The following is a 26,049-nucleotide window of genomic DNA, read 5'->3' as shown; positions in this document are numbered from 1 at the left end:
GCGAGAGTTCTACTTGATGATCGAAATTCCTGCGCCGGACAACACGATCCTAGAGCGTCGTCCGAAAATCATCTGTGATCTTGAGCGAATCCTCTCGCCGGAGTCCGTCATTTCCAGCAGCGATGAATTGCGTGCTTATGAGACAGACGCGTTGACCGCGTATCGCCGCGTCCCACTCGCCGTGGTACTGCCGACGACGACGGAGCAGGTGTCGGCGGTTCTTCGTTATTGCAATCAACATGACATCAAGATCGTCGCCCGTGGCGCTGGAACGTCGCTCGCCGGCGGTGCGATTCCGCAAGAGGACGCAATCGTTGTCGGCCTAGCGAAGATGAAGCGCGTGCTATCGATCAATTATCGAAACCGGACCGCTTGCGTTCAGGCGGGCATTACTAACCTCGCGGTCAGCCAGGAGGTCAGAGCCGAGGGATTTTTCTATGCGCCCGATCCGTCGAGCCAGCTTGCTTGTAGCATCGGCGGCAATATCGGCATGAATTCGGGTGGAGCTCATTGTCTCAAGTATGGCGTGACGACGAATAACCTTCTCGGCGTAAAGCTCGTTCTGATTGACGGCACAATCGTTGAAATAGGCGGAGAGCATCTCGACTCTCCGGGATATGATCTTCTCGGGTTGGTATGCGGGTCGGAAGGGCAACTGGGTATCGTGACCGAAGCCACCGTTCGCATCATCCGGGCTGCGGAAAATGCCCGGCCCGCTCTTCTCGGGTTTGATTCCGTCGAAGCCGCAGGAGCGGCGGTGGCCGCTATTATCGGTGCGGGGATTATTCCCGTTGCGTTGGAGTATATGGATCGTACGGCTATCGGGATTACCGAAGATTACGCGAAGGCCGGATATCCGCTCGATGTCGAGGCGATGCTGATTGTCGAGGTCGAAGGGACCAACGAGGAAATCGATGCTACGTTGGAACAGATTACCGACATTGTGTCGGCCTATACTCCTCGCAGCATCAAGGTTTCCCGTAGTGACGTGGAAAGCGCGGCGATCTGGAAGGGGCGGAAGGCTGCCTTTGGCGCAACGGGCCGTATCTCCGACTATATCTGCATGGACGGCACCATTCCGACCGGTCAGCTTTCATACGTCCTCCGGCGCACGCAGGAGATCATCGCGGAATACGGATTGCGGGTGGCGAATGTTTTCCACGCTGGAGATGGAAATCTCCACCCGCTTATTCTTTTCGACATCAATAAGTCTGGCGAGATGGAAAAGGCGGAGGCGGCAGGCGAGGATCTGCTCAAGCTTTGTGTCGAAGTCGGCGGCTGCCTGACCGGGGAACATGGCGTTGGAATCGAGAAGCGTGACCTTATGCTGGTACAGTTCTCGCAGGGCGATCTCGATCAGCAAATGTATGCGCGCGCGGCATTTGATCCGAAATGGCTGCTTAATCCGGCGAAAGTTTTTCCGCTCGATTGCCGGCCTGCGTGCGCGGGAACATCCTGATGTTTGATTCAATTCGGCATGAACCTCACGACGAGGTGGAAGCAGCAGAGGTGATCAGGGAAGCAGCGGGGTGCCAGTCTCCCCTGCGTATCGAGGGCGGTGGTACCAAATCGTCGGCGGGTCGCCCAGTTCTTGCAGACAGCGTGCTTTCGTCGGTGAACCTCAAGGGCGTTGTCATGTACGAGCCAAGTGAGCTTGTCATTCAGGCGCGCTCGGGAACGTCACTCGACGAAATTCGAGCGCTGTTGCAGGATAATGGGCAGGATTTGCCTTTCGAGCCGCCAAATTTTTATGGACTATATGGTGTTCGTGGCCGGCCGACGATCGGCGCGGTGGCCGCAATGAATCTGTCCGGGTCGCGACGCATATCCGTAGGCGCCGCACGCGATTGCCTACTTGGCGTTCGTTTCGTTAACGGGCGCGGGGACATCATTAAATCCGGCGGGCGTGTCATGAAGAATGTGACTGGACTTGACTTGGTCAAGTTGATGGCCGGTTCGTGGGGGACACTTGGCTTTCTGAGTGAAGTTACCTTCAAAGTCTTGCCCAGCGCCCGCGTGTCCAAAACGTTGTGCCTAGAAGGGTTGTCTGATGTGGATGGGATTGAAGTTCTTACCACAGCTATGAGGTCAAGCTACGATGTCAGTGGAGCGGCTCATATCCCCGAGCAAGATGTCGATATGCCTGCTCAGACGCTGATCAGGATTGAGGGTTCGCTTGCTTCAGTCGAAGTAAGAGTCGGTCGGTTGTATGCCGCCCTTAGGGAATATGGATCTGTTCTCTGCCTAGATAAAGAGCGTTCAGCATTCGTCTGGGCAGGCATTCGCGAGCTCGGTCCGCTTCGAGCAAGACAGGATGAAGCTGTGTGGCGTCTTTCCGTTCCACCGGATCGCGCCTCCGAGGTGATGGCCATTATTAAATCGAAACTCGAAGGCGTGCGCTGGTATTTTGATTGGTCGGGCGGCCTAGTTTGGGTTGCGGTACCGAGCTGGCTTGGCTCTGGATGTGAAACCATTCGAGCCGCCGTTGGACAAACAAGTGGGTATGCAACGCTCATGAGGGCGAGTGAGCACGTGCGCCGCGACATTCCCGTTTTTCAAGAGTTGTCGCCTGCGCTGATGGCCATTACGAGGCGACTCAAAAATGCCTTCGATCCGGCTGGTATCTTGAATCCGCACCGGATGTACGACTGGATTTAATCGATGAAAACAAACTTCCTTCCGGAGCAGCTTGAGGATCCGGCGATGAGGTCGTCGGAAAAAGTGTTGCGCACTTGCGTCCATTGTGGGTTTTGCACAGCCACATGCCCCACCTATCTGTTACTTGGTGACGAGCTTGATAGCCCTCGGGGTCGAATTTATCTCATTAAGTCCATGCTAGAAGAAGGAATTGCGCCAACGTCTGACGTTGTGAAGCATATTGATCGTTGCTTATCTTGTCTTTCATGCATGACAACATGTCCGTCCGGCGTGAACTATATGCACCTTGTCGATCACGCGAGGACCTATATTGAGAACACTTATAAGCGCCCGCTCCTGGATCGGTTGTTTCGCTGGACCTTGGCAAAAGTGCTTCCGTATCCATGGCGACTGCGGATGTTGCTGCCGTTTGGTCTTGCAGCGCGCCCATTGCGTGGCTTGATAAAGCGGATACCTCGTGGCGGCGGGCGGCTCGCCGCGATGATAGATTTGGTGCCGAGCGAGCTGGCAAGTATGCCTCCGAAGCCTGCAGTCGCCGTAGCTGCATATAAACGAGTATCTATTCTCAAAGGATGCGCGCAACCTGTTTTGCGCCCGTCTTATAATGCGGCGACAGAACGCTTGCTCTCGCGTCACGGCATTGAAGTATTTGATGTGTCCAAGCAAGGCTGTTGTGGAGCGCTTACCCATCATTTGGGGCGCGAGGTGGAAACTCTGAGCTTCGTACGGCAGAATGTCGATGCATGGTTTTCCGAAATCGAGAAAGGTTTGGACGCAATCATCATTACTGCATCCGGCTGCGGTACAACAGTTAAGGATTACGGCTTCATGCTACGCAATGACCCTGCCTATGCAGATAAGGCGGCAAAGGTGTCGGCGATCGCTAAGGATATCACGGAATTCCTCCACGAGTTGGGACCGTTGAATTTCGTCGGGAGGCCGAAGCTGACGGTGGCGTATCATTCCGCATGTTCAATGCAACATGGCCAGCAGATTCGTGACGAGCCAAAGTTCTTGCTCAAGGCTGCTGGTTTCGATGTGCGAGATATCCCAGAGTCTTACATTTGCTGTGGCTCTGCTGGCACGTACAATATATTGCAGCCGCAGATTGCATCGAAGCTGCGTGATCGAAAAATTGCAAATATCCAGAAGGTGAATCCTCAGGTGATTGCCACCGGGAATGTAGGCTGTGCTGTTCAACTGAAGTCAGGCATCGGCATTCCGATCGTTCACACGGTGGAGTTGCTTGATTGGGCTACGGGTGGACCAATGCCAGGTGAGCTTGAGTTTCTGGGTATTGAGCATGACAGGAAATCGAACGCTCTGAGCGATCGCCATCAGCGCGGTCCACAAGGGTCAATCTAACTACAAAGCAGGATTAAGAATGTCAGATAAGTACAGAGTGCTCATTCTCGGTGCGTCGTACGGCTCTCTTTTTGCAACCAAACTTGCGATGGGTGGCCACCGGGTGACGTTGGTGTGTCTGCCTGAGGAAGCAGACCTTATCAATAGTGAGGGCACTATTGTTCGCTTCCCCATTCGTGGACATGCAGGCTTGGCTGAGATTAAGTCCAAGGAGGTAATTGGAACAATCCGCGCCGAGAGTCCGGCAGATGCAAATCTCAATGAGTGTGATCTAGTGGTTCTCGCAATGCAGGAACCACAATATGCTGCCAAGAGCCTTGAAGATCTGATGGCTCAAATTGCGCGCCGACGTATACCGACCATGTCGATCATGAACATGCCGCCGCAGACATTTCTTCGACGCATACCGAGGCTTAATGTTGATGCATTGGCCGAATGTTTCTCCGCGTCAAAAGTATGGAATATCTTCGATTCTGATCTGATGACGCTTTGTAGTCCAGACCCACAGGCATTTCGACCGCCCGAGGAAGGGTTGAATGTACTGCAGGTAACGCTTCCCACTAATTTTAAGGCTGCAGCCTTCGTGCGGCCGCAAGACACAGCGATGCTACGAGCGATCCAGGCCGATATTGAGGCCGCGCGCATTTCAGTAAAGGATGGGGATCTCGAAGTTCCCGTAAAGTTGAAAGTGCACGACTCGCTATTCGTTCCGACCGCAAAATGGGCAATGCTGCTGACGGGAAATTATCGATGCGTTCAGGCTAGCGAGATCCGCTCGATTCGAGATGCTGTGCACTCTGATCCTGAAGAGTCGCGGGCGATCTACAGTTGGGTGCAGCAGGTCTGCATAAAGCTTGGTGCTGCGCCGAGTGATCTTGTTCCGTTCGAAAAATATGCAGCAGCGGCGCAGGGATTGTCAAAGCCGTCGTCGGCAGCACGCGCATTGTTCGCAGGGGCTCCAAATATTGAGCGCGTTGATCTCCTTGTTCAGAAGATTGCGGCCCAGTTCGGCATGCGCAATGGCGTGCTCGATGAGACAGTGAAAAACGTTAACGACCGGCTTGAATTAAACCGAGTAGCACAGTCTGCCCAACGCAAAAAGATTGCCTGATACGGGCTGACTATGACGAAGGGGATCAACGCAGTTCGGGTTCCAGATTTAACGTACATTCAATCAGGATTGACCTGTGCTCAGCTGCCAAGCGCCGAAGGGCTGGCGACTTCCACATGCAGCAGCCCCTAGTTTTCTCAAGGGATCATTCCATGCGCGCGTTCTGCAGGCTTTGAGCCGTTCACCGGCATTGTCGGCGGAAGTGTTGCGTGGTGTCAGGCCGACGAAAAGTGATTGCCTGAATCAATTGTACAGGCAGCCGCATCCGGCGGCTGCCTTCTTTGCGATCGGGCTTAGTTCGGCACGGTGTTTTTCTCTCGTGCTTTGAGAATAACCTCGACGATCCGCTTGAGTTGCCGGACGGAGCCGCCGCGCCAATGATACGCAGTGGCGTGGTACTCGTCGCCGTCCAGCGGGATGATCCAGCGCGGATCGAGCTGGCGCTCAATGGCGATGCCGGCGAGGATCGCGGGTAGCAGTGCGTCGAGATCTCGGGCTTGCGGCGTGGGGAAGCTGATCACGCGCAACCGGTCCCGCAGCGGTGAGGGCAGGGCATCGGTGCTGTTCGCCGTCATGATGTAATTGACGTGCGACAGGTCGAGCGCGGTTTGTAGCGCAGGATCCGGATAACGCGCGGCGGTCTCCGGCTCGAAGAAGCCGAGCAGGCAATCCCACAGCCGGCCATGGTCGGATCGGGTTGCGGCCTTCTCGAGCTCATCAATTAGCACGAGCGGATTGGCGTGGCCCGCGCGGTGCACCGCCATGAACGGATGACAGGGCTCGGTCGAGTGCCAGCGCCGGTCGGTGCCGGCAAAGATTGAGCCGTCCGACTGCGCGCCGTCGACGCGCCAGACAATAAGGCCGAGCTCTTCGGCCAGACGCCTGGCAAAGCGGGACTTGCCCGCGCCAGGTTGGCCAACCAGCAGGGTTGGCTTGAGTCTCACGCCCCGCTGGCCGACGAGATCGGACAGGATGGCGTCGATCGCCTCCTGTGCGTAAGGGAACTCGAACAGCAGCGTTGCGCGCACCTTGGGGAGCGGTGGAGCCAAGGTGAGTGGCAAAGGCGAGTTGATCGCGGACTTGTAGGTCCTGGTCAGGTTTGAAGAGCTGGCCCTCTGTTCGGGCAGGGAGCAGACCATGACATGGTCCTCCGGCACGTCATCGGGAGCAGAATCCTTACTGGTGGCCGTCTTATCCGATGTTTGGTCGTCGTCGCGATGGCGGTACTCGTTGCGAACTTCCTCCTGGGCGGCCTGGATGCGGCAGGTCACCATGAAGTGGCCCAAACCGAGAGCCGCATCCACCGCGAGGTCGTAGTGCTGCAGTTCGGGTGTGACCTGCAGCACGAGAGGTGCTGCCGCCCAGCCGTAGAGGAAGGATTCCACCTCGGCCAGCATCGGCTTGCTCAACACATGCCAGCGTTTCTTGCGGGCGGCGAACAGGGCGGCCGTGACGCGCCAGTAGGCCTTCGCATCATAGGCGATATGGGGTGCTGGCAAGGACAATAGCCGTACGCAGTCGGAAAGACTGCGCAGGATCGCCCGGTCCTCTGCCGTGGCAAGACGATCCAGCTCCTCGGCCAGAAGTGCGCCGGTGGCATAGTCCTTGGCGATCAGCCAGGGCTCCAGCGCCACTTTTGGTGCAACCTGATTGATCTCGGCGGCAAGCCGCTCTTCGACAAGGCTTGAATGCTCGTCGCTGAGCAGGCCGTAACGGAACAGCCGATGCAGGCTGAGCCGCTCGTCTTTGAGGTCGCCACTGTCGGCGGCTGTCCCCAACAGGAGCCGCTCGTCGTCGATAGTGATGCTGATCTCCTCGCCCGCATCCCCGTTGTCGTCGGGGCCAAGGCTGCTGCTGTTGTCGTCATCGTCGTTGTCATCGAACGGCTTGCTCATGACCCCACCTCCACGACCAAGGAGGGGTTGAAGGCCGGGTTCTCGTCGCCATAGCCATTGGGGTTGCAGACGATGCGCGTCTTGTGGACGGCATAGTCGAAGGAGTGATGGACGTGGCCATGCACCCACAGGTCAGGCCCATGAGGACCTTCCAGCAGCGTCGACAGGTCGGACACGAAGGCCGCCGATAGCAGATCATCCTTGTAGACCGGATGCAGCGATCCGGGATGCGGCGCATGATGGGTGACGACGATGCTGGCGCCGTCAAACCGCGTTCTCAGCACTGTCTCCAGGTACTGGCGTGACTCCAGGTGCAGCCGCCAGGCGTCAGTCGGGCGGAAGCGGTGGAATGGCTGCTTGGACCAGGCGATCAGGCGATGGTCGTTCATGACCTCCTGCGCGTGCGCCATGATGAGCGGTGCGGCGTGCTCCCCGAAGAGCCTGTAGTCGGTCCACAAGCTAGCGCCGATGAAGCGGACGCCGTTCAAGATCACTGTCTCGTTCTCGAGCAGATGGATGTTGAACTGCGGAGCGAGTTCCTTCGCCAGTGCGACTTCCTCTGGCAAGCAGCGGCGATAGAATTCGTGGTTGCCCAGCACCATGATGATCGGGATCTCGAGGGGCACGATCCCGCGCAAGGTGGCGAAGGCCTTGTCGGCGCCTTCGCAGGTGTCGCCGGCCACGATCACCGCATCGATGTCCGGCTGAAGCTGGATCGCTTTAGCTGGATAGATATCGGCATGGAGGTCGCTAAAGATCTGAAGCTTCATGCTGCACCTCCCTGCGAACGCTCGGACTTGGGCGTCTTTGGCGTCGGGATTCTGGCCAGCCAGCGCTCGGTGAGTGGCCACAGGTCCTGATGGGACTTGCTATCGAGGGCATGGGCGAGCATCAGCGCCGCGGCGGGATTGCCGTTCAGGGCACACAGCAGAACTGCGCTCATCACGATGTCGAGGCGCAAGCCGGATTCGCCACTGTGGATGAGCGGCAGGGCAATGCCGATCGCTTCTGCGGCATCGCCGGCCACGGCCCGTTGCCATCCCGGCTCGCCAAGAACGGCGATCTGCGCCAGCGATCGTCGCAGAGTATAACGATGCGTTGCGTCGAGACGGCTGGGCGGCGTTGTCCGCCACCAATCCCATGGGAAGGTCTTGTCGAGAGCATGTGTCATGGTCTCACCCTCCTCATGCTGCCACGATGATGGGACTGGCATGGCTGAGCCGTTGCCAGAGCCGTGCTGTGGCCTGTGCGCCGCACACCACCTGGGCAGCGGTGTTGAGCGAGTGGAAGGCAACCGCCACCGTGAGGCGAAGCCGGTCCTCGACCCCGGTGATTGGAGCAAGGGCGGCGGCGTCCCGCAGGGCCTCATGACGGGTTTTGACGATCGGCCGCGCACTGGGATTGATGGTGCTGCGAACCTCGGACCCTGCGGCCACAACGAAGTTGTCGCCGAGCGGATAACCTCGCGCCCAGATGCCGCAGTAGTTGAGCTCGTACTCCTGTGAGCCGATCGGCGCCGTGGAGACGCCGATCTGCATCAGGCAGTTCTCGTCGTCCTCGTCATCGAGCGTGTAGGAGGGCACCAATGCAGGCATCAAAGATGCAACTGGTTTGGTATTGTTGGAGTGGAACGCGCGGCAGCCGGCATCGAACAGAAGCCGCTCCCCATCCGTGACGATCCGCTCCAGTGTCGTGCGATGCCACGAAGTCGGTTCGGTCTGCGGCGGGTTCTTGTCTTTTCGCACCGTGACGAAGCCGGCGGCTTCCGCCAGCCGCGTCAGGCGCTCCTGCAGGAACATCGGGCCGGACTTGTCGTACCAGCGGTGGGCGAGGCCGCTGACGACGAAGACTTCATTGGCGAACGATTTATCTGGATCGGCCAGATGTTCGCCGAGCCGGCGCGCCATGTTGCCGGTCTCGCCGACATAGATCTCGCGGCCGTTCGAGAGGATATAACAGGCCGGCAGCCAGGACAGGCGGTTGCGCAGTTCCTCGTCGACCGGCGCAAACGGAAAGGCGCAGACCGAGAGTCTCGAGGCCTCGTCGATGATATCCCGAAACCCGGTAATCCCGGACTTCGGGCGATGGATGATGGTGGTGGTGCCCGCGTCAAAGGCAGGCTGACAAACGGAAGACATTGATGAGAATCCCTTGCTGAAAGGGATCGGGTCCTGAGGGCAGGGCGCACGCGTCCATTGCCGCGCTCACACCAATGAGCGCAAGCCATGAGACCGCCAAACCTTGAGGCGCGCTTGACGCACGCCGCCCAGGGCAGCCGATCGCTAGATGGCGGATGAGAAGCCGGTGACAGGCAGGCCCAGCGGCACTAGGCCGCCAGAACGGAACAAGGTCCGTCCGTGCCACCCCAAACGGGCAGCAATCATCGACAACAAGGGATGGGAAGGGGACCGCGAATCGCGGATAAACTGGCACTCAGCCATGACTGACTCCTGTAAAGTCGGTTGTGGTTAGGCCGTCGTTTGGTGTTGCAAGCACCGAGCGGCGGCCGCCAAAGCTCTCGCGCTCTGGCCCCACCAACGTGGAGGCCGCCAAATCAAAAAGCTAGATACGTAAACGATACAAAACGCGCGATGGTTAACAGAGCGCTCTTTGCGAAATGCACCCTTCCGGCAGATGGATTTTTGAACTGTTTAGCGAGCCGGAGTAGGTAGGGTGAGGTGTCGGCCTAAGTTATCAAAACGAGCCGAAGATCGTGCTGAGGACGATCACTGCAATCAGGGCAAGGAGCGAGGTTGCGATGCCTACCATGACGATATCGAAATAGCTCTCGCGATGGGTCACGCCACAAATGGCAAGAAGGCTCACGACGGCACCATTGTGCGGTAGGATGTCCAGCGTTCCCGATCCGATGACGGCGATACGGTGCAGGAGAGCGGGGTTGATGCCTTCCCGCACAGCGATCCCCATATAGATATTTCCGAGCGCGTCGAGTGCGATCGTCAGACCGCCGGAGGCCGAGCCTGTTAGCGCCGCCAGCAGGTTGGTGGCGATCGCAAGCGATACGAGCGGGCCACCTTCCATGTCGAGAACCCAGTCTCTTACTGTGGCGAAGGCTGGTAGGGCGGCGACCACCGCACCGAAGCCGACGAGGCTGGCAACGCTCAGCGCTGGGAGTACAGAGGCATTGGCGCCTGCGTCGATGGTCTTCCGTAGGGATGGCAGCCGTCTCCAATTGCAGGCAATGGCCGTTACGATCGCCGCCGCGAGCGCGGTGATCACAGACCAGACGCCGGCGACGGCGGCAAGCGATGTACCGCCCCATCGTGCTTCCGCTAAGAAGGTGGTGTCGATCCTTGGCAGGATAACGAGCGACATCAGAAGATTGACCACGACGACTACGACGAGCGGCGTGGCGGCACTCAGAACAGGTGCTGCCATCTGGCTGCGCTGACCATGGGCGATTTCCGCTGGGTCGAATTCTCCGGTGGCGGTGGCGCGTTCGCGTACCAGTTCGTTCGCCATCGCTTCGCCGGGGGAAGGAGCGTCGGTGCCGTAACCTTCGCCGGAAAGGCGAGCTATTCTTTCTGCCCTCCCGAGCCACCAGAGCCCTGTGCCCAGCATGACGAGCGAGGCGACGAGGCCGAGGCCGGGCGCTGCGAAAGGTGTCGTGCCGAAGAACGGCATCGGGATTGCATTTTGGATCGAGGGCGTGCCCGGCAATGCCGACATGGTGAAGGTTGACGTGCCAAGAATAACGGCTGCGGGCAGAAGTCGGCGAGGAATGGAGGCCTTGACGAACAAGGATTGTGCCATCGGTACGATCACGAAGAAGGCGACAAACAGGCTGACGCCACCATAGGTGACGAAAGCACCTGCAAGGACGACCGCGAGGATGACTCGCTTCTCGCCCAGGTGCCGCGTGATGAAGTCGGCAACGGACGATACCGCACCGCTGTCGTCCATCAGCTTCCCGAATACCGCCCCCAGCAGAAAGATCGGAAAGAATTGTGCGATGAACGTTGCGGCGCTGCCCATGAACGTCTGCGTCCAGTGGGCAAGCAGCGGTTCACCGCCGAACAATGCTGCGACAAGCGCAGCGATTGGCGCAAGTAGCAGGACGCTCCACCCCCGGAAGGCGAGCCAGATGAGGAGGCCAAGCCCGGCAAGGATGCCGAGAAGATCCATGTGCCTAGCACTCCGTCAACAGGATATCGAGATCGGTGGTGGAGCGGTTGCCCAGATCGGCGCCGTAGGTCTCGATGAATTCATTGGCGGCCCGGCGACCCTCCTTGTGTAGTTTGGAGATGAACGCACGCTCGGCATTGAGTTTGGAAGAGGCGCCCAATCCGGTCAGCATGTCGCTCTTGATCCGATGCATGCGCATCTTCGCCCATCGCTCGCCTTCACCGTGCCCCGGATCGGCGACCTGACGCAGCAGCGCGATCATGCGCAGTTCCTTCGATAGTGTCGCGTTGAAGGAGATTTCGTTGAGGCGGTTGAGAATCTCAGCCGAGCTGCGCGGCTCCTCCGACCGTTCGGTCGGGTTGATCTGAACGATGATTGTATCGTGCGAGTCGGTTTCGCGAACGAGCGGTGTGATCGTTGGATTGCCAGCGTAGCCGCCATCCCAGTAGAACTCTCCGTCGATCGTGACCGCACGGAACATCGTCGGCAAACAGGCCGAGGCCAACAGCACATCCACCGTGATCTCTGCGTTGCGAAAGATGCGACCGCGGCCGGTGCGGACATGTGTTGTGGTGACGAACAGCTTAATCGGCGACTGGACAAGGCGCTCGAAGTCGATGCTTTCGGCGAGAATATCACGCAGCGGGTTGAACCCCGTCGGGTTGAGATCGTAAGGCGACCAGAGGCGCGACATCAGATCCGTGGCGATATAGGCTGGTGACGTATCGAGCGACCAGCGCCCGAGAAGCCGGTCGAGCGGAGAACGCTGCAGCGGGCTTAAGACGGCGGCGTCGGATACACGTCGCCAGTATTGCTCAAGCGCTGCGCGCGCCCCGTCAGCCCCACCCCTCATCCAGCCGTCTACCAGGACTGCTGCATTCATGGCGCCGGCGGAGGTGCCGGAGATTCCTGCGATCTGCAGCCAAGGTTCGTCCAGAAACCGGTCGAGGACCCCCCACGTGAATGCACCGTGAGAGCCGCCTCCCTGAAGAGCGAGATCAATCAGCACTGGTTCTCGGTTCATCGGCACAGTCTGAGCAGCAAGATGTCGGAGTACCTTGGCAGGAAACACGACGATTACCAAGAGCCTCGCTCGAGCGGCGATCGAGGGAAACCGGAACGGGTGTGCCCGCAATGGACGCGGGCCAAAGGAAGGGTATGGATAATACCAGGTTTCTCCAACGGGGAGCGCGGTGCTTCAGAGATTGCCGATGTCGTGAATGGCCGCTTTTAGCGCATAACGGCGTTTATCCTCGAAACGCTTTTGTAATTTGATCCCGGAGAGGCTTGACGAAATACGACAGCGCTGTTCGCGGAGTTGTTTCGATAAAGGATTCAACAGGCATGCCCGGCACGAGCTTGTTTTTCCCGAGCCGTCCTATCTCGTCCGAAGGAATTTGAATGCGAACTCGATAGTAACTTGCATCGGATTTCTGGTCCTGGGTCGCATCGGCCGAAACGATCGTCACGGTGCCGTTGATTTCAGGTGTCGTTCGTATGTCGAATGCTGGAAAACGCAAAACGACCCGTTGTCCCACAGAGACATTATTGATGTCGCGGGGGGCAACCTTCGTTTCAGCCATCAGCGCGTCGTGGTCCGGAACGACCAGCAGGATCTGTTCGCCGGGTGAAACGACTCCTCCGATAGTGTGAACCGATAATTCATGGATGATGCCATCCTGCGGCGCACGGATATCAATTCGTTTGAGTTCATCTTCTGCCGCAATTCTGCGCTCGTCCAGTTCGGCGATTTTGCCTTGGATTTCCCTCAATTCTCTGGCGACGTCACTTCTCAAATCCTGGTCGATTTGAATAATCTTCAATTCAATTTCGGAAATTTTTCCTCTCGATTCCGCGATCGAGGCGGTAAGTCGATTGTTTTCACCGTCTAGACGCGCAGCTTCCCGCTGAAGTGCCGTGAGACGAGACAGAGGAACGAGATTCTTCTTCCATAGCTCGCCGACGCCCTCGATTTCTTTCTGAATGAGTTCGTTTTGCCGCTTCCCAGCCTCGACTTGCCCGATATAGCCCCGAATTTGTTCCCGCAACTGAATGATCTGTTCCTGAAGCTGCTTCTTCTGTCCCTGTCGTGCATCGCTGCGGAAAATGAACAATCGTGTTTCGCCAGCCATCAAATGCGCGGCTTCCGAACTTTGCGCGTGGGACAGAAGTCTTTTCGGAAAACTTATTTCATGCGAGCCATCGCGCTCGGCGGTGAGGCGCGCCTCTCGTGCTGTTAATTCATCAAGACTTTTGACGATCACCGCGAGATTTGCGCGAGGTACCGTATCGTCAAGACGAATCAAGACTTGTCCGGCTTTGACCTCATCGCCGTCGCGGACGTGTAATTCCCCGACGATGCCCGCGGTCAAATGCTGTACCTTTTTGACATTGCTATCGACTGTAATCGTCCCGGTTGCGATCACCGCACCTGCAATGTTTGTAATAGCCGCCCAGCCCCCAAATCCACAAGTCAGCGTTATCAGGACAATGGCACCGGCTATGACGTGGCGCCGGGTGGATCGTATTATCTGTGATGAAGGGGGCAGGGCCACAGCGGTCATGTCGCCGCTCCGCAGGTGTTCTTCGCGGGAATTCGCTCAGATTCTGTTGGAGGAAGCAGCACCCGCCGTAGTATATCTTCCTTCGCACCAACGGCTTGAATTCGGCTTTTAGCCATCGCGGCGACACGATCGACCGCGATTAGCGCCGAGGGTCGGTGGGCGATGATGATGACGATGCCGCCGCGTTCCCTTACGTTTAGGATAGCGGACGTCAAAGCACACTCTCCTTCTGCATCCAGATTGGAATTCGGCTCGTCAAGCACGATAAGAAATGGATCGCGATAGAGGGCTCGCGCCAGCGCAACTCTCTGGCGCTGACCGGCGGAGAGGACCGTGCCGTCTTCCCCGATTCTGGTTTCGTACCCATCTGGCAGAGCGAGAATCATCTCGTGAATTCCTGCAGCCTGTGCTGCCGAGATCACGGCATTCGGATCAGGGCAAGCTTCGAACCTCGCGATATTTTCGGTAACCGAGCCATCGAACAGCTCAATATTTTGAGGCAAGAAACCGATATGTCGCCCCAAGGCTTCTGCCGACCAACGCTCAAGCGGTGCTCCATCGAGTCGAACCGTTCCGCTTGTGGGTTGCCAGATACCAACGAGTGCTCGGGCCAGTGAGGATTTTCCTGATGCGCTCGGGCCAATCAGTCCCAATGCCTCGCCTGCGGCAAGTTCGAATGTAGCTTCACGGACAACGTGCGTACTTTGTCCCGGTGGTGCGACATGTACGCCTTGGACCGAGATGCTCCGGTAAGGCGCAGGCAAAGGGAGCGGATCTTTGACCACAGTCGGTTTTTCCAAGAGGATTGCAAGACGGTGCCAACCTTGGCGGATGGCGAGAAACGCTTTCCAGTGTCCGATCGCGAGTTCAACCGGCGCCAGCGCGCGCGAGGTGAGGATGGAGCTTGCAATGATGACGCCGGTGGTTGCAGACTGCTGAATCACCAGATAGGCGCCCACCGCGAGAACCGCCGACTGCAGAAGAATACGGAAAACCCGCGAAAATGCGCCGAGTGTTACCGAAATGTCGGATACTTGCTGCTGGCCGTCCATATAGTTCGTGTTGATTTCCTGCCATCTTCTGCAGAGCGCAGACGTCATACTCATTGCAGCGATAACTTCGGCATTGCGCCGACCTGCTTCAGCCATTGTTAATCGCACTATTCCATGGCCGACAGCGTTCCTGCTCGAGCGGCGCACGAGAAATTCGGTCGTTAGCGCGAGGCCAATCAACACGAGAGCACCCGCTGTCGCCGTCATGCCGATCCAGAAATGAAATGCGAAGCACAGCGCGAGATAGAGCGGGATCCATGGAAGATCAAAAAATGCGATCGGACCGGCGCTAGACAGAAAGCTGCGCAATTGGTCGAGATCGCGCAGCGGCTGCAAACCGTCAGCGTTGCTCGGCTTATGAAGAGGAAGTTGGAGTACAGCGCGGCACACGCGTTGGCTTAGATCTTGGTCAAGCGAGCGCCCAACCCGTACCATGATACGGGAGCGGATCATATCCAACGATCCCTGCGCTAAATAAAGAAAGACGACAATGACGAAAAGGCCGATCAGGGTTGGCACACTGTGGCTCGGTAGGACGCGATCGTACACTTGGAGCATGAAGAGTGAGCCGGTGAGCATCAGGATATTGATTGCGCCGCTATAGATGGCGACCGCGGCTAACTCGCCGCTGCGCGCTCTCAGGCTTGCCCCGATCGTACGAGGGGATGATGCCGTGTCGGCAGGGTCGGCTCTCATTTTTGCCATCGCTCGACTCTCTCGATTGGCGTCGCTTCGTGTAAGCAACGACATACGAAAGCCATTGGTCCGCTCAGATGAGATCAAAAATGCGGCGTATCCCGCATCATTCGTGTTGTAGTTTCTAATTTGGAACGGAGAGCGGTCGAAGGAGTTGTGGCGCTAAGCGACCGGTGGAGAATGCGATGGCTGACGTCTTTCCGATTCAAGGATTTGGATTCTTGTCGAACTATAACGGGGCGTTCGTTAGCAGCTCAGCCCAGGCGGCGATGCAGGAAATAGCCGGTACCAACGCCAACTCCATAGAACTTGCGCCGCGGATTTTTCTTCAAACAAAGAATTCAAATGACGTCATCGACGATCCGAATAAGACTGAAAGTGATGCCAATATCGCAGCAGCCATCTCCAACGCACACGCACTGGGTCTGACGGTTTTACTCAAGCCGATGCTTTCGGGGTTGGATGGAACGACTGCGGGGTCAAAAATCGTGCCGTCTGATCCGGCTGCATTCTTCGCATCCTACAAGGCGCAGATGTTGGATTTTGCACAAGTCGCCCAGCAGGCGGGTGCGGGATCGCTGTCAATTGGCAATGAACTCAGCAGCCTGAGCGGACCACAATACCAAAGCGATTGGACTGATCTCATTGATTCTATCCGGCAAGTTTATCACGGCCAGCTTACTTATTCGGCTGCAACGGACGAGGCGAGTCATGTCAGTTTCTGGGACCAGCTGGATGAGATCGGAATTAATGCTTATCCGCCGCTGACATCGCAACTCGACCCATCTGTCAATGAGATGATTGCAGCCTGGAATAATGTGCCCAAAGATAATTATTGGGCGGCTGCGTTGGATTACAAATCCCCGGTCGATTTTTTTCATTCACTTGCGACAGAATACGGCAAGCAGGTTCTTTTTACTGAGACGGGTTATCGGAGTCTCGATGGAACTAATATTAGCCCGGGTGGATGGAGCGGCAGCACGACGCCTGACGTGAAGGAGCAGGCGGATGCCTTTAATGCTCTTTTTCAGGTGTGGAGCTCCGAAGGTGGCAGCTGGTTTAAGGGCGTTCAAATCTGGAATTGGGATACCAATAATCTTTATTCGCCGACTGGTTACTCCCCGATGGGAAAACCTGCACAGTCGTTAATCACTGACTGGTTTGGAGGACATATCCAGCCGCCTCCACTTGTCGAAAATGGCTCACCGGTGGCTGATGTGATTGATGCGGGAAGTGGCAACGACATGGTTGCCGGCGGCCTTGGGAACGACGTAATTCACGGCGGAGCCGGAAATGATACGATCACTGGCGGCCCAAGCACGATTTCGCCTTTGTCGGAGACCATGATCACGGTGACCGGCTACGGAACGGTCGTCAATGGTATCGGAGCGCAAATGCAATTGCTGATCAACGGTCAGCAAGTCGGAGGCACGGTCGAGTTCCACAATGCAGCAGACTCCACTGAATACCAGAGCCACACCTTCACATTTCATAATCCGAGTGCTGTGACGAGTCTCGACGTCGGATTCATCAACGACGGATATGATGATGTGACTGGTGCAGATCGCAATCTTTTCATCAAAGATGTCACCGTGAACGGCCATGAACTGTCGATACCGGATGCGATTAACCCAAGCTCGCCCGGTACCGGTAGTCTATACGGAAATCGGGCCATCCACTTCGACATGGACGATCATCAGAATCTATTTTCCGGTGATCAAACCGATAACGATACGATTGATGGAGGACCGGGTAACGATGTGATTACCGGAGGCGCGGGTGCAGACGTCATCCACGGCGGAACCGGAGATGATCAGATCATCGGTGGTCCGGGCACGGCGACAGCTTACAGCCAGCTTTATGGCGATGACGGCAACGATATCATCAAGACCGTATCCATAGATAATGGGGCTCTGCTCGATGGGGGGCGCGGAAAAGACCAGCTTTACGGCGGATGGACAGCAAATGTGATGAATGGCGGACCCGACGCGGACTATCTGTCTGGCGGCGGTGGAAATGACATCATGCACGGGAACGACGGCGACGATACCCTGAAGGGTGGTCCCGCAGCTGATAGGATGTATGGAGATGATGGGAGCGATACTCTCCAAGGGGGCACCGGCAATGAATTTCTTTATGGCGGTAACGACAATGACAAGCTGACGGGCGGAGCCGGAAACGATTATCTGAGCGGTGGTTCGGGCAATGATACGTTTATCTTCGGACCGGGTTTCGGCAAGGATGTGATTTCAGACTTTCATAATACGAATGGCGAACGGGATATTATCCAGTTTGATCACACCGTTTTTTCAGATTTCAACTCGCTGCAGTCACATATGATTCAAGAGGGAACTGACGTGATCATTACAGCCGATGCAAACAATACGATCGATCTTCAAAATACACGCCTCGATCATCTATCGGTGGATGATTTTCGGTTTGTCTGAGGATTTATCTGAGTGAGTTAGCTCGGATTGTTGCCTGAATTATTGACTGCCAGATTGAGAACTCGCGTATCTTCCAATACGGGCATAATTTTTTCTGCGAAAAAACTGATCAATAAGCGAGAAATGTCGCGGCTCCAGCGCGGTTGATCACTCGGCCCGTATCCCACCTTTCTTTCAGCGCGCCACTCTAAACGAGGGCATATTGCGGTCGCTGTGCCGCCCCATTCAGTGGCCAATCTGAGGTAAGTACTTCACCCCTGAAAGCGGCAGGTTCCATGCCGCAACTTGCGCGCAGTTGAGGATGCGCTCAAGCAAGATGTGAAATCGGGGAATGATCATTTGTTCCTCATCGAGAATGGAGCCCGCTTTTGCAGGACTTGGTAGCCTCTGCTCAGCAACGCGCGTTCTGGTTGACAAATGAAATCGATCCAGGAACGCCCGTATTCAATCTGTTAAGGGTGTTGCGGCTCGAAGGAACGCTCCACAAGCATAGCCTCGCACGTGCTTTTGATGAACTTATCGCACGCCACGACGTCCTGCGGACGGGATTGGTCGAGCGAAATGGGGTGATTCTGCAGCATGTGCATGGTGAAATCTCATTCGCTGTCGAAGAACGCGACATCAGTTCGCTACCGGAATCTGAGCGTCGAGTTCAAGTGGACCTTCTCGCGACACGAATGTGTCAAACAACCTTTGATCTTGCTGTTCCGCCGCACTTAAGGGTTGCCCTTGTTCGGATGTCAGATGAAGAGCACGTACTCCTGGTCGTGTTTCACCATGTCATCATCGATGGCTCGTCCATGGGATCTTTCTTTGACGAGCTTGCCGATCTCTACGAGGCTAGCCGGAGCGGCAAGTCGGCGCTCCTACCGGAGCTTGCGTTTCAATATGTTGATTTCGCTGAGCGGCAAGAACGGCTGTATGCGAGGCCTGCATATGAACAGGACGTCGCGTTCTGGCGGAAAGCGCTTGCTGGTGCCCCCCCTGTTCTTGCGCTGCCGACCGTTCGTCCGCGTTCAGCCCAGCGGGGCCACTGCGGCAAACGTTTTGTATTCGACATCAATGAACGTCTCACCAGGACGCTGCGGGCAGTGTGCTCCCGCCATGGTGCCACTCTTTTCATGGGGCTTCTATCGGCGTTTCAAATCCTTTTGCAACGTTGGGCCGATACGGACGATGTCGTGGTCGGCACGCCAGTGTCGGGAAGTCGTGACGAGGATTTCTCGCATCTCATCGGTTGCTTTGTGAACACCCTGGCGCTGCGCGGGGATCTATCAGGTGATCCCTCATTTGCTGCGATGTTGGCTCGCAACCGCTCCGTTTTGCTTGACGCGTTTGAACACCAGCACGTTCCGTTCGAGCGGATCGTGGCTGATATGGGTGGTCCGCGAACCCGCGACCACTCCCCGATCTTTCAGGTCATGTTCGTACTTCAGAACTTCCGGCATCAGGTGCCGAAGCTGGCCGGCCTGCATGTTCAGGACATGGACACCGATCCGGGCGTCTCCAAACTGGATCTGACGCTTGAGATCATCGAAGGGGAGGGGCTGGCTTGTTCATTCGAGTATGACAGCGAACTTTTCGATCCGTCGATGATGGCGCGAATGGCTGATCAGTTTGAGCGTATTCTGAAAGCAGGTGTCGAAGAACCTGAGCGACCGATCAGTAGCGTTAAATTTCTTGATAAAGGCGAGTGGCAACGTGCGGTGTTTGAGTGGAATTCCACGTCACGTGAATATCCGAGACACACACCCGCAGAGCTCTTTCTTATGATGGCGGCCAAAAGGCCGGACGACGTTGCGCTCATTTCTGATGATCAGCGGATCAGCTTTGGCGAGCTTGCTCGGTGTGCAGGGCAGGTCGCAACAGCTTTGCGCGGTCATCCGGCAGAGCTGGTCGGCATTTTTCTACCCCGCTCGATCGATGCCTTTGCGGCGATCCTGGGCTGCTTGATCGCTGGCATACCGTGGGTTCCTCTCGATACGGCGCAACCGGATAAACGGCTTGCGCAACTCGTCGAGTTGGCGGGTTGTCGGGCCGTGCTTACCCTTCGTGTTCTGTCCGGCCGCTTACCTGCCGGGCTCTCAGTGATTGTGATGGACCGGGACGCGCTGCTTTGGAGCAACCCGGCCGAGACGATCGATACAGCAGCGAGTGCCGATCTCGCTTATGTCCTCTTCACGTCTGGCTCCACCGGAGTGCCAAAGGGCGTCATGGGCGCGACGAAGGCCTTGATGAATCGTATCGACTGGATGCATGAGACTTATCCGTTTGCACGCGACGAGGTGACCTGCTGCAAGACATCGATAGGATTCGTTGATTCTGTCTGGGAAATGCTGGGTTCGTTGCTGGCAGGTGTACCAACGGTAATCATTCCGGATGAAGACCTTCTTGATCCTGAAAGATTTATCGCTTTGCTTAAACAGCACAGCGTCACCCGAATTGTACTGGTGCCGACGTTGTTGCGCGTGCTGCTCGATCACGCCCCCGATCTGGGCCGGCGCCTGCCGGCGCTCCGGATGTGGTCGGTGAGTGGCGAAGTTCTCACCTCCGATCTTGTGGGACGTTTCAAGCTTGCTTGCCCTGACCGAAAGCTGATCAATCTCTATGGATCGTCGGAGGTTGCGGCCGACGTTCTTGTTCACGAAATTCAGGATGCGGACATCGAAGGGCCCGTGCCGATCGGCAAACCGATTGCCAATACGCAGGTCTACGTTCTCGATCGCTTGGGCCAGCCTGCGCCGGTAGGTATGCCCGGCGTGATCCATGCAGGCGGCGCTTGCCTGGCACTTGGCTATTGGGGCAAGCCTGATCTGACTGCTGAGCGCTTCATGGCCAACCCGATCACGGGCGATCCTTCGTCGATACTGTTCAATACTGGCGATCGCGGGGTTTGCCGGGCGGATGGCACAATCCTTTATCTCGGCCGCAACGACAATCAGGTGAAGTTGCGGGGTGTCAGGCTGGAGCTCGATGAGGTTCTGGGCGCGCTCCGCAGCCACACCACAGTGAAGGACGCCGCGGCGATGATCGTGGGCGATGCGGACCAGCAACGGCTGGTCGCATTCGCCGTCGGCCACCAGAAACAGAGGGCTCCTGTGCCGGGCGAGCTACGTGCATTCCTTCAGGAACGTTTGCCGTCGGCAGCGGTGCCGGCCAAGCTGTTCGTGGTTGACGCGCTTCCGCTTTTGCCGAGCGGCAAGATCGACCAGATGGCTCTCAAATCGCTGGCTGATGCGCCCGCGCGTCATGAGGTTGAACCGAGCGCGATGCCGGTGAATGCCGATGTGGCAGAGATTTGGCGGGCCGTATTGCGTGACGAAGCAATTAGCTCCACCGACGATTTCTTTGACCTCGGAGGCAATTCATTGCTTGCTATGCAAGTCATCGTGCGTGTACGGCGCCGATTTAGCATTGACATTCCTATCCGGGCGCTGTTCGACAACCCGACGCTGGCAGGTTTCTCGAATGCCGTAAAAAACGCTCCTCCGGTTGACGATGAGGAGTTGACGGAAATCAGGCCTCGAGCGCGCTCAAGAACGGGATTGAATGATTTGCGTAACCGCCTTGCCAAGCTTCCGCCGGAAGAACTGGATGCGCTGATACGAAGTGTCAAGCTGGGCGTGAACTGAGGCGATTTAGATTTTGTCCCGTTCAAGCCTTGCGCTGTGCGTCATGTAGAAATCGCCTTGCACGATAAGGCCGGGATCTACACGGAATGGCGCCGCGCGTATGCGCTTGGCCAGAACGTTTCCGGAGACGGTCGTGACTGTGAGATCGATTGTGTATAGCCCGCGCTGAATAGCGAGGATAGGACAGTCGAAAACGACATACCCCTGTCCTGCGGCGAGTGTCGTAGAGGGCGATACCAACTCGGTACAGATATAACCACTAGGCCAGATGAAGCTGACGGTGAAGACGACGTCGTCAATGGATATATCGGACTCATAGCCGACGCGAACAGTCAGCGGGGCCCCAGTTCTGGGCTGGGCGCCATCATGGCAAATGAAGCTGACACCACGCAGGGTGATGCCGCCATTCTCGAAATTCAAATTTGAATCTGGAATGCGCTTGGTCGCGCTGATTTGATATTTTTCGATCATGTCGCGCGGGCTGCCTTCGCCAGCCATCTCACCTGAGGTGAGCAGAAGAACTCTGTCGCAGAGCCTCTCAACCGCTGCGAGATCGTGCGAAACAAGAAGTATCGTTTGCCCCGAACGCCGGATTTCCTCGATCCGATCGATACAGCGGGCCTGGAAAGCCAGATCGCCAACAGCCAGCACTTCGTCGAGCAGAAGGATGTCTGCGTCAAGCTGCGAGGCAATCGCGAATCCCAACCTGACGAACATGCCCGATGAATAGGTTTTGATCGGGGCATCGATAAAGTTGGCGAGGCCTGAGAATTCCAATATGCGCTCGAAGCGCTCGTGCACCTCGGCGACCGACACTCCGAAGATCGCCGCGTTCAAGAAAATATTCTCACGGCCGCTGAGTTCAGGGTGAAAGCCCGCTCCGACCTCCACGAGTGACATGAGCCGACCAGAGATGGTAATATCGCCACTGTCAGGAGAAGTGATGCGGGCTAGCAACTTGATCAACGTCGTCTTGCCGGAGCCATTCGGCCCGACAATGCCCAGCGCTTCGCCACGCTGAACGTTGAAGCTGATCTCTTTCAGGGCCTGAATGCGTTTTGTCGACCCGAGTATGCTGCGCCTGCCGTCGCGTTGAGCGCGATAGGACTTCGACACATTACGGACGGCGATATCGACGGGAGCCATGGCTAAATTTCGTCGACCATGTTCGGCTCGGCCGTCTTGAATATGAAATATGCGATGCCGAACAGAACCAATCCAATAGCGGACGCGTAAATAAGCTGTTCGACGCTGATGGTTTGCTTGCCGATCAGTGCGCCCCGGAAGGCCTCGACTAGAAGCGCCAGAGGATTGAGTTCGTAGATTGCTCGCCACTGCGCTGGAACGGCAGCCAAAGGATACAGCACAGGTGTTGTGAATAGCATTCCTTGCAGCAGCAGAGGCAGTCCGATCGCGATATCGCGGAATCCGATTTGCGCAATCGAGAGCATTAACGAAAAGGCCGCTGCATAGATAACCAGAATGAGGGAAATGGGCAGCAGCTCGATCACGGTCGCCGGAATGCTATGTCCGCTATAGACGAGGGCTGCCATCGTCAGGGCGGTTGCGATGATGAGGTCGGCAAGCGCAGCAAAGACGTAAGACAGCGGTATGACCTCGCGGGGGAAGTATACCTTGGCGAGGAGTGCTCTGCTACTCAGCACACCCGCAGCAGCTGTACTCAGTGAAGTTGCAAAGAATGTCCATGGCGAGAGACTGGCGAGAATGAAGAGCGGATAGGGAATACCCGAGTTCGAATGGCCGCCGATTGCAGAACCGACTACGGTCAGAAATCCCAGAAATGCGAGAGGCTGCAGGATCGCCCACGCCCAGCCAAGCCAACTGTTCTGATAACGCACCCGCAGTCGGTTGATCGTCATGTATCTGAGGAGCTCGCGATACGCCATAAGTTCACGGAGCCCGCCGGATACACGACTTAGGGCAGGCACTGTGCTCCGAATGATGGTGACAGTTCGTTCAGACAACGAGTTGTTTCCTCGCGACTGTTGAAGCAGGGGGTACGATCTCGTCCAAGGCGGCGCGGACAGTGGCGGCGCTCTGCGAATATTCCATCCAGTCGTGATGGCCACCGGGCACATCGTATATCACGACCTGACCGCTGATCCGGCTATCCCAGTTCGAGGCGACATCGGCCATGCCAAAAGTTCGGGCAGCCCTGAAGAGGTGAACGTTACCATCGAACAAGTGCCCAGGGTAATACGCGCGCACAGCAGGCCAGATTCCTCCCCAAATGCGTAGGTGCCATTCATATCCTTGTGCATTCGGTCTAAACGTCCGGCGATACCAAACTTCGAACGATCGTTTGACAATTCGGACAGGGCGCAGGACGGCTTTCGATTCAAAGAAGCCGCGAACGGGCGTGTCGAGTTGCCCAAGAAGTGCAATCTCTTCGCCTGCTTGCTGTAACTGCAGCGCCATTTCGAAAGCCACGATGCCGCCCTCGCATCCGCCTGCCAGCAGGTAAGGACCTTTGGGTTGAACGGCCCTTATCCTGGACAGAAATTCTTTGGCGATAGCTTCAATGCTATCGAACATGGGTAGGTCCGCGAGCAGCCGCTGTTCCTGAAGGTTGTAAACGTCCAGCTTGTAGACCGTCGGCCCCGGCCCGAGTGCTTTTGCCATCTGGATGCTGTTGCGCTGCGCACTGCACATGAACAGCAGTCGTCCATCGCTCCCTTCGGTGATCTTGGTAACGGCATGGTCTGGTTCGTTCTTAGAACGACTTTCCGTAAGGCCGTTCACCAGTCCGTTCGCCGTCGGGTTCTCGAAGAACAGCGCCACCGGCAACTTCCGGTCCAGGCGGCGCGATAGCGCGGACATCAGCCGCACAGCCATGAGCGAATCGCCGCCGGCGTCAAAGAAATCCTCACGCATGTGGGCTGGTGGAGAACCGAGGAATTGCAGCCATAGCTCCGCGATGACTTTCTCTAAGGCCTCACGATGCTCCGACGACGCTGTTGAGGCCTTGCGAACAAGACGGGGGGCTGGGCTGGTAATAACTCCAACGGCCTTGGGATCGTGCGACGAGCGGGCATTGCTTGTGCCCCTTCTCGGATAAGCTTCAATCGTGTTGATATTCCCATAAGCAATTTGATCGAGCGCGATTCGTAGCGCATTCGAGATACGGGAGACGGTGCGAGGTGGCACCTTGCCCGGCCGGCTGTCAAAACCGATCCACAAGAGACCATCGGGTGTCTCGGAAGCAGTGACAAAAAGATCGGACGTTGGGGCGGGCGAGGGGACCCATGTTGGCCGGCAAGGCAGGCGTCCAAAGCGCTGGAATAGGCTGGGCACTGCGACCGAGGAAAACATCACCTGGCTGAGCGGAGCCGCATCACGAGAGCGCGATGGATTGGTGGCACGCACAAGCGCATCCCAGGGCACGTTTTCATACTCGAGGGCATCCACGAGTTGGTGCCCGACATCGGCCACAAGTTCGGCGATGGTCTGAGCGGTGTGAGCGCTGGCCTTCAGTGCGATCGCGTTGGCAAACGGGCCAATGATGCCCTCAGCTCCATCGCTGCCACGGCCGGCCACGGGCACGGTGATGACGAAGTCAGGCCCATTCGCGTAGGGCGCAAGCACTGTTTGGAGCGCTGCGAGCAATACGGTAAACAAGGTGACTCCGGTTTCTTGCGCGACCTCCCTGAGACGGTCTAGCGTTGCAGCGTCAACAGGCAGGAGATTACTCGCCCCCATCTGCCCCGAGCGGACGGCTCGTCTTGTGCCGAAGTCCAGCTGCGCCAATTTCGTGCTGAGTTTATTCGTATAATCCTGCAAGCGGGCGTGAAATGTACGAGTGGTTAGCCACTGTGCTTCGGCTATTGCGAAGTCAGCGTATTGCCAAGGCAGTGGTGTAAGTTCAGGAAGATTGCGAGCATCAAATGATGTATAAGCCTGTGCTATCTCACGCACGAACAGACCAAGTGAGAGATTGTCGGCAATGATATGATGCAGGACGAACACCAGAATATGGACGCCCGGCGCGCGCGTGACGACAGCCAGACGAACCAGGGGGCCACGGCTAAGATCAAACGGAGCGGCAACCTGCTCGCGAAGAATCGTCTTCAAGTCGGGTGTGGGACCGGATGGCGCATCGACAAGCATGACTTTAGGACGAAGATCGCCAATAACTTGACGTAGTGTTCCGTTGTCGTCGACGAATAGCGTCCTGAGAGCCTCGTGCCGCTCGACAATAAAATCCAGGCTGAGCTGGAGTGCCGCAAGATCAAGCTTTCCGAAAACCTCAAGCGCGAACGGCAGGTGATGCTGCGGAACACCCGGAGCGATAAGCTCCATGAACCATGTCCGACGCTGTGACGCTGATGCGGGTTCGGAGTTGAGTAGCGGTTCCGTCGTATCGTCCGTCGCCAAAGAAGCTGCGATACCGGGATGCTTTTGAGACAAGCGAATGAGTCCCCCTTCTTGCAAGGCTTTAGTAGGTCTCATAGAAATTTGACAT

Annotated in this window: 17 protein-coding genes; 6 read left to right on the top strand and 11 right to left on the bottom strand. The window is 56.9% G+C overall.

Translation table 11 applies throughout. From position 1 onward, the window contains the following. Positions 1-13: 13 nt before the first annotated feature. Genes HMPREF9697_RS08630 through HMPREF9697_RS08615 form a run of 4 tightly spaced genes read left to right on the top strand, consistent with a single transcriptional unit; the run spans position 14 to position 5,134 of the window. Positions 14-1,459: an FAD-linked oxidase C-terminal domain-containing protein gene (locus HMPREF9697_RS08630; protein ID WP_040298413.1), complete on the top strand. Its 1,446-nt coding sequence runs from the start codon at positions 14-16 to the stop codon at positions 1,457-1,459. Next, positions 1,459-2,658: a glycolate oxidase subunit GlcE gene (glcE, locus tag HMPREF9697_RS08625; RefSeq protein ID WP_002716807.1), complete on the top strand. Its 1,200-nt coding sequence runs from the start codon at positions 1,459-1,461 to the stop codon at positions 2,656-2,658. The genes HMPREF9697_RS08630 and glcE overlap by 1 nt, the downstream gene beginning before the upstream one ends. Positions 2,659-2,661: 3 nt before the next feature. Then, positions 2,662-4,023 carry a glycolate oxidase subunit GlcF gene (gene glcF, locus HMPREF9697_RS08620; protein WP_081602524.1) on the top strand — a complete coding sequence of 454 codons (1,362 nt, stop codon included), beginning with the start codon at positions 2,662-2,664 and terminating at the stop codon, positions 4,021-4,023. Positions 4,024-4,042: 19 nt separating this feature from the next. After that, positions 4,043-5,134: a hypothetical protein gene (locus HMPREF9697_RS08615; protein WP_002716805.1), complete on the top strand. Its 1,092-nt coding sequence runs from the start codon at positions 4,043-4,045 to the stop codon at positions 5,132-5,134. A gap of 293 nt (positions 5,135-5,427) precedes the next feature. On the opposite strand, the gene HMPREF9697_RS21310 is transcribed toward HMPREF9697_RS08615, so the two are convergent. The 8 genes from HMPREF9697_RS21310 to HMPREF9697_RS08575 all read right to left on the bottom strand — a co-directional run bounded on the left by HMPREF9697_RS21310 (position 5,428) and on the right by HMPREF9697_RS08575 (position 15,496). Beyond that, on the bottom strand, positions 5,428-7,029 hold the full coding sequence (locus tag HMPREF9697_RS21310) for an AAA family ATPase (RefSeq protein ID WP_002716804.1): 1,602 nt from the start codon (positions 7,027-7,029) through the stop codon (positions 5,428-5,430). After that, positions 7,026-7,799 carry a metallophosphoesterase gene (locus HMPREF9697_RS08605; protein ID WP_002716803.1) on the bottom strand — a complete coding sequence of 258 codons (774 nt, stop codon included), beginning with the start codon at positions 7,797-7,799 and terminating at the stop codon, positions 7,026-7,028. Before HMPREF9697_RS08605 ends, HMPREF9697_RS21310 begins: the two co-directional genes overlap by 4 nt. Beyond that, complete coding sequence (locus tag HMPREF9697_RS08600) at positions 7,796-8,200, bottom strand: hypothetical protein (protein WP_002716802.1); 405 nt, start codon at positions 8,198-8,200, stop codon at positions 7,796-7,798. The genes HMPREF9697_RS08605 and HMPREF9697_RS08600 overlap by 4 nt, the downstream gene beginning before the upstream one ends. Before the next feature lie 13 nt (positions 8,201-8,213). Then, positions 8,214-9,167, bottom strand: coding sequence for a DUF4357 domain-containing protein (locus HMPREF9697_RS08595; RefSeq protein ID WP_002716801.1), 954 nt, complete (start codon positions 9,165-9,167; stop codon positions 8,214-8,216). 556 nt (positions 9,168-9,723) lie between these two features. After that, the gene (locus tag HMPREF9697_RS08590) at positions 9,724-11,175 is read right to left on the bottom strand and encodes a GntP family permease (protein ID WP_002716799.1); all 1,452 of its coding nucleotides are present in this window, start codon (positions 11,173-11,175) and stop codon (positions 9,724-9,726) included. A 4-nt stretch (positions 11,176-11,179) separates the two neighbouring features. Further along, positions 11,180-12,199: a patatin-like phospholipase family protein gene (locus HMPREF9697_RS08585; protein ID WP_002716798.1), complete on the bottom strand. Its 1,020-nt coding sequence runs from the start codon at positions 12,197-12,199 to the stop codon at positions 11,180-11,182. Between the two features lie 223 nt (positions 12,200-12,422). Beyond that, positions 12,423-13,739: an HlyD family type I secretion periplasmic adaptor subunit gene (locus HMPREF9697_RS08580; protein ID WP_002716797.1), complete on the bottom strand. Its 1,317-nt coding sequence runs from the start codon at positions 13,737-13,739 to the stop codon at positions 12,423-12,425. Continuing rightward, positions 13,736-15,496: a type I secretion system permease/ATPase gene (locus HMPREF9697_RS08575; RefSeq protein ID WP_002716796.1), complete on the bottom strand. Its 1,761-nt coding sequence runs from the start codon at positions 15,494-15,496 to the stop codon at positions 13,736-13,738. Before HMPREF9697_RS08575 ends, HMPREF9697_RS08580 begins: the two co-directional genes overlap by 4 nt. Positions 15,497-15,672: 176 nt before the next feature. Between HMPREF9697_RS08575 and HMPREF9697_RS08570 the strand changes: the two genes are divergently transcribed. Further along, on the top strand, positions 15,673-17,934 hold the full coding sequence (locus HMPREF9697_RS08570; protein ID WP_002716795.1) for a glycoside hydrolase family 113: 2,262 nt from the start codon (positions 15,673-15,675) through the stop codon (positions 17,932-17,934). A gap of 368 nt (positions 17,935-18,302) precedes the next feature. Then, positions 18,303-21,566, top strand: coding sequence for a non-ribosomal peptide synthetase (locus HMPREF9697_RS08565; RefSeq protein WP_244597918.1), 3,264 nt, complete (start codon positions 18,303-18,305; stop codon positions 21,564-21,566). A 6-nt stretch (positions 21,567-21,572) separates the two neighbouring features. On the opposite strand, the gene HMPREF9697_RS08560 is transcribed toward HMPREF9697_RS08565, so the two are convergent. The 3 genes from HMPREF9697_RS08560 to HMPREF9697_RS08550 all read right to left on the bottom strand — a co-directional run bounded on the left by HMPREF9697_RS08560 (position 21,573) and on the right by HMPREF9697_RS08550 (position 26,036). Beyond that, positions 21,573-22,712: an ABC transporter ATP-binding protein gene (locus HMPREF9697_RS08560; protein WP_002716791.1), complete on the bottom strand. Its 1,140-nt coding sequence runs from the start codon at positions 22,710-22,712 to the stop codon at positions 21,573-21,575. Positions 22,713-22,714: 2 nt separating this feature from the next. Continuing rightward, positions 22,715-23,446 (bottom strand): ABC transporter permease, encoded by a 732-nt coding sequence (locus tag HMPREF9697_RS08555; RefSeq protein WP_244597916.1) that lies wholly within the window; start codon positions 23,444-23,446, stop codon positions 22,715-22,717. 97 nt (positions 23,447-23,543) lie between these two features. Continuing rightward, positions 23,544-26,036: a condensation domain-containing protein gene (locus tag HMPREF9697_RS08550; RefSeq protein ID WP_283804941.1), complete on the bottom strand. Its 2,493-nt coding sequence runs from the start codon at positions 26,034-26,036 to the stop codon at positions 23,544-23,546. Positions 26,037-26,049 lie beyond the last annotated feature (13 nt).

Source organism: Afipia felis ATCC 53690 (genome assembly GCF_000314735.2).
GTDB lineage: Bacteria > Pseudomonadota > Alphaproteobacteria > Rhizobiales > Xanthobacteraceae > Afipia > Afipia felis.
This window is presented reverse-complemented; position numbering and strand designations above follow the sequence as displayed.

Bases quoted from the DNA above. Each gene is read 5' to 3' on its own strand.
- HMPREF9697_RS08580 (WP_002716797.1), bottom strand. From the start codon at position 13,739: ATGACCGCTGTGGCCCTGCCCCCTTCATCACAGATAATACGATCCACC.
- HMPREF9697_RS21310 (WP_002716804.1), bottom strand. From the start codon at position 7,029: ATGAGCAAGCCGTTCGATGACAACGACGATGACGACAACAGCAGCAGC.
- HMPREF9697_RS08600 (WP_002716802.1), bottom strand. From the start codon at position 8,200: ATGACACATGCTCTCGACAAGACCTTCCCATGGGATTGGTGGCGGACA.
- HMPREF9697_RS08570 (WP_002716795.1), top strand. From the start codon at position 15,673: ATGGCTGACGTCTTTCCGATTCAAGGATTTGGATTCTTGTCGAACTAT.
- HMPREF9697_RS08555 (WP_244597916.1), bottom strand. From the start codon at position 23,446: ATGACGATCAACCGACTGCGGGTGCGTTATCAGAACAGTTGGCTTGGC.
- HMPREF9697_RS08550 (WP_283804941.1), bottom strand. From the start codon at position 26,036: ATGAGACCTACTAAAGCCTTGCAAGAAGGGGGACTCATTCGCTTGTCT.
- HMPREF9697_RS08585 (WP_002716798.1), bottom strand. From the start codon at position 12,199: ATGAACCGAGAACCAGTGCTGATTGATCTCGCTCTTCAGGGAGGCGGC.
- HMPREF9697_RS08560 (WP_002716791.1), bottom strand. From the start codon at position 22,712: ATGGCTCCCGTCGATATCGCCGTCCGTAATGTGTCGAAGTCCTATCGC.
- HMPREF9697_RS08605 (WP_002716803.1), bottom strand. From the start codon at position 7,799: ATGAAGCTTCAGATCTTTAGCGACCTCCATGCCGATATCTATCCAGCT.
- HMPREF9697_RS08595 (WP_002716801.1), bottom strand. From the start codon at position 9,167: ATGTCTTCCGTTTGTCAGCCTGCCTTTGACGCGGGCACCACCACCATC.
- glcF (WP_081602524.1), top strand. From the start codon at position 2,662: ATGAAAACAAACTTCCTTCCGGAGCAGCTTGAGGATCCGGCGATGAGG.
- HMPREF9697_RS08590 (WP_002716799.1), bottom strand. From the start codon at position 11,175: ATGGATCTTCTCGGCATCCTTGCCGGGCTTGGCCTCCTCATCTGGCTC.
- HMPREF9697_RS08615 (WP_002716805.1), top strand. From the start codon at position 4,043: ATGTCAGATAAGTACAGAGTGCTCATTCTCGGTGCGTCGTACGGCTCT.
- glcE (WP_002716807.1), top strand. From the start codon at position 1,459: ATGTTTGATTCAATTCGGCATGAACCTCACGACGAGGTGGAAGCAGCA.
- HMPREF9697_RS08575 (WP_002716796.1), bottom strand. From the start codon at position 15,496: ATGGCAAAAATGAGAGCCGACCCTGCCGACACGGCATCATCCCCTCGT.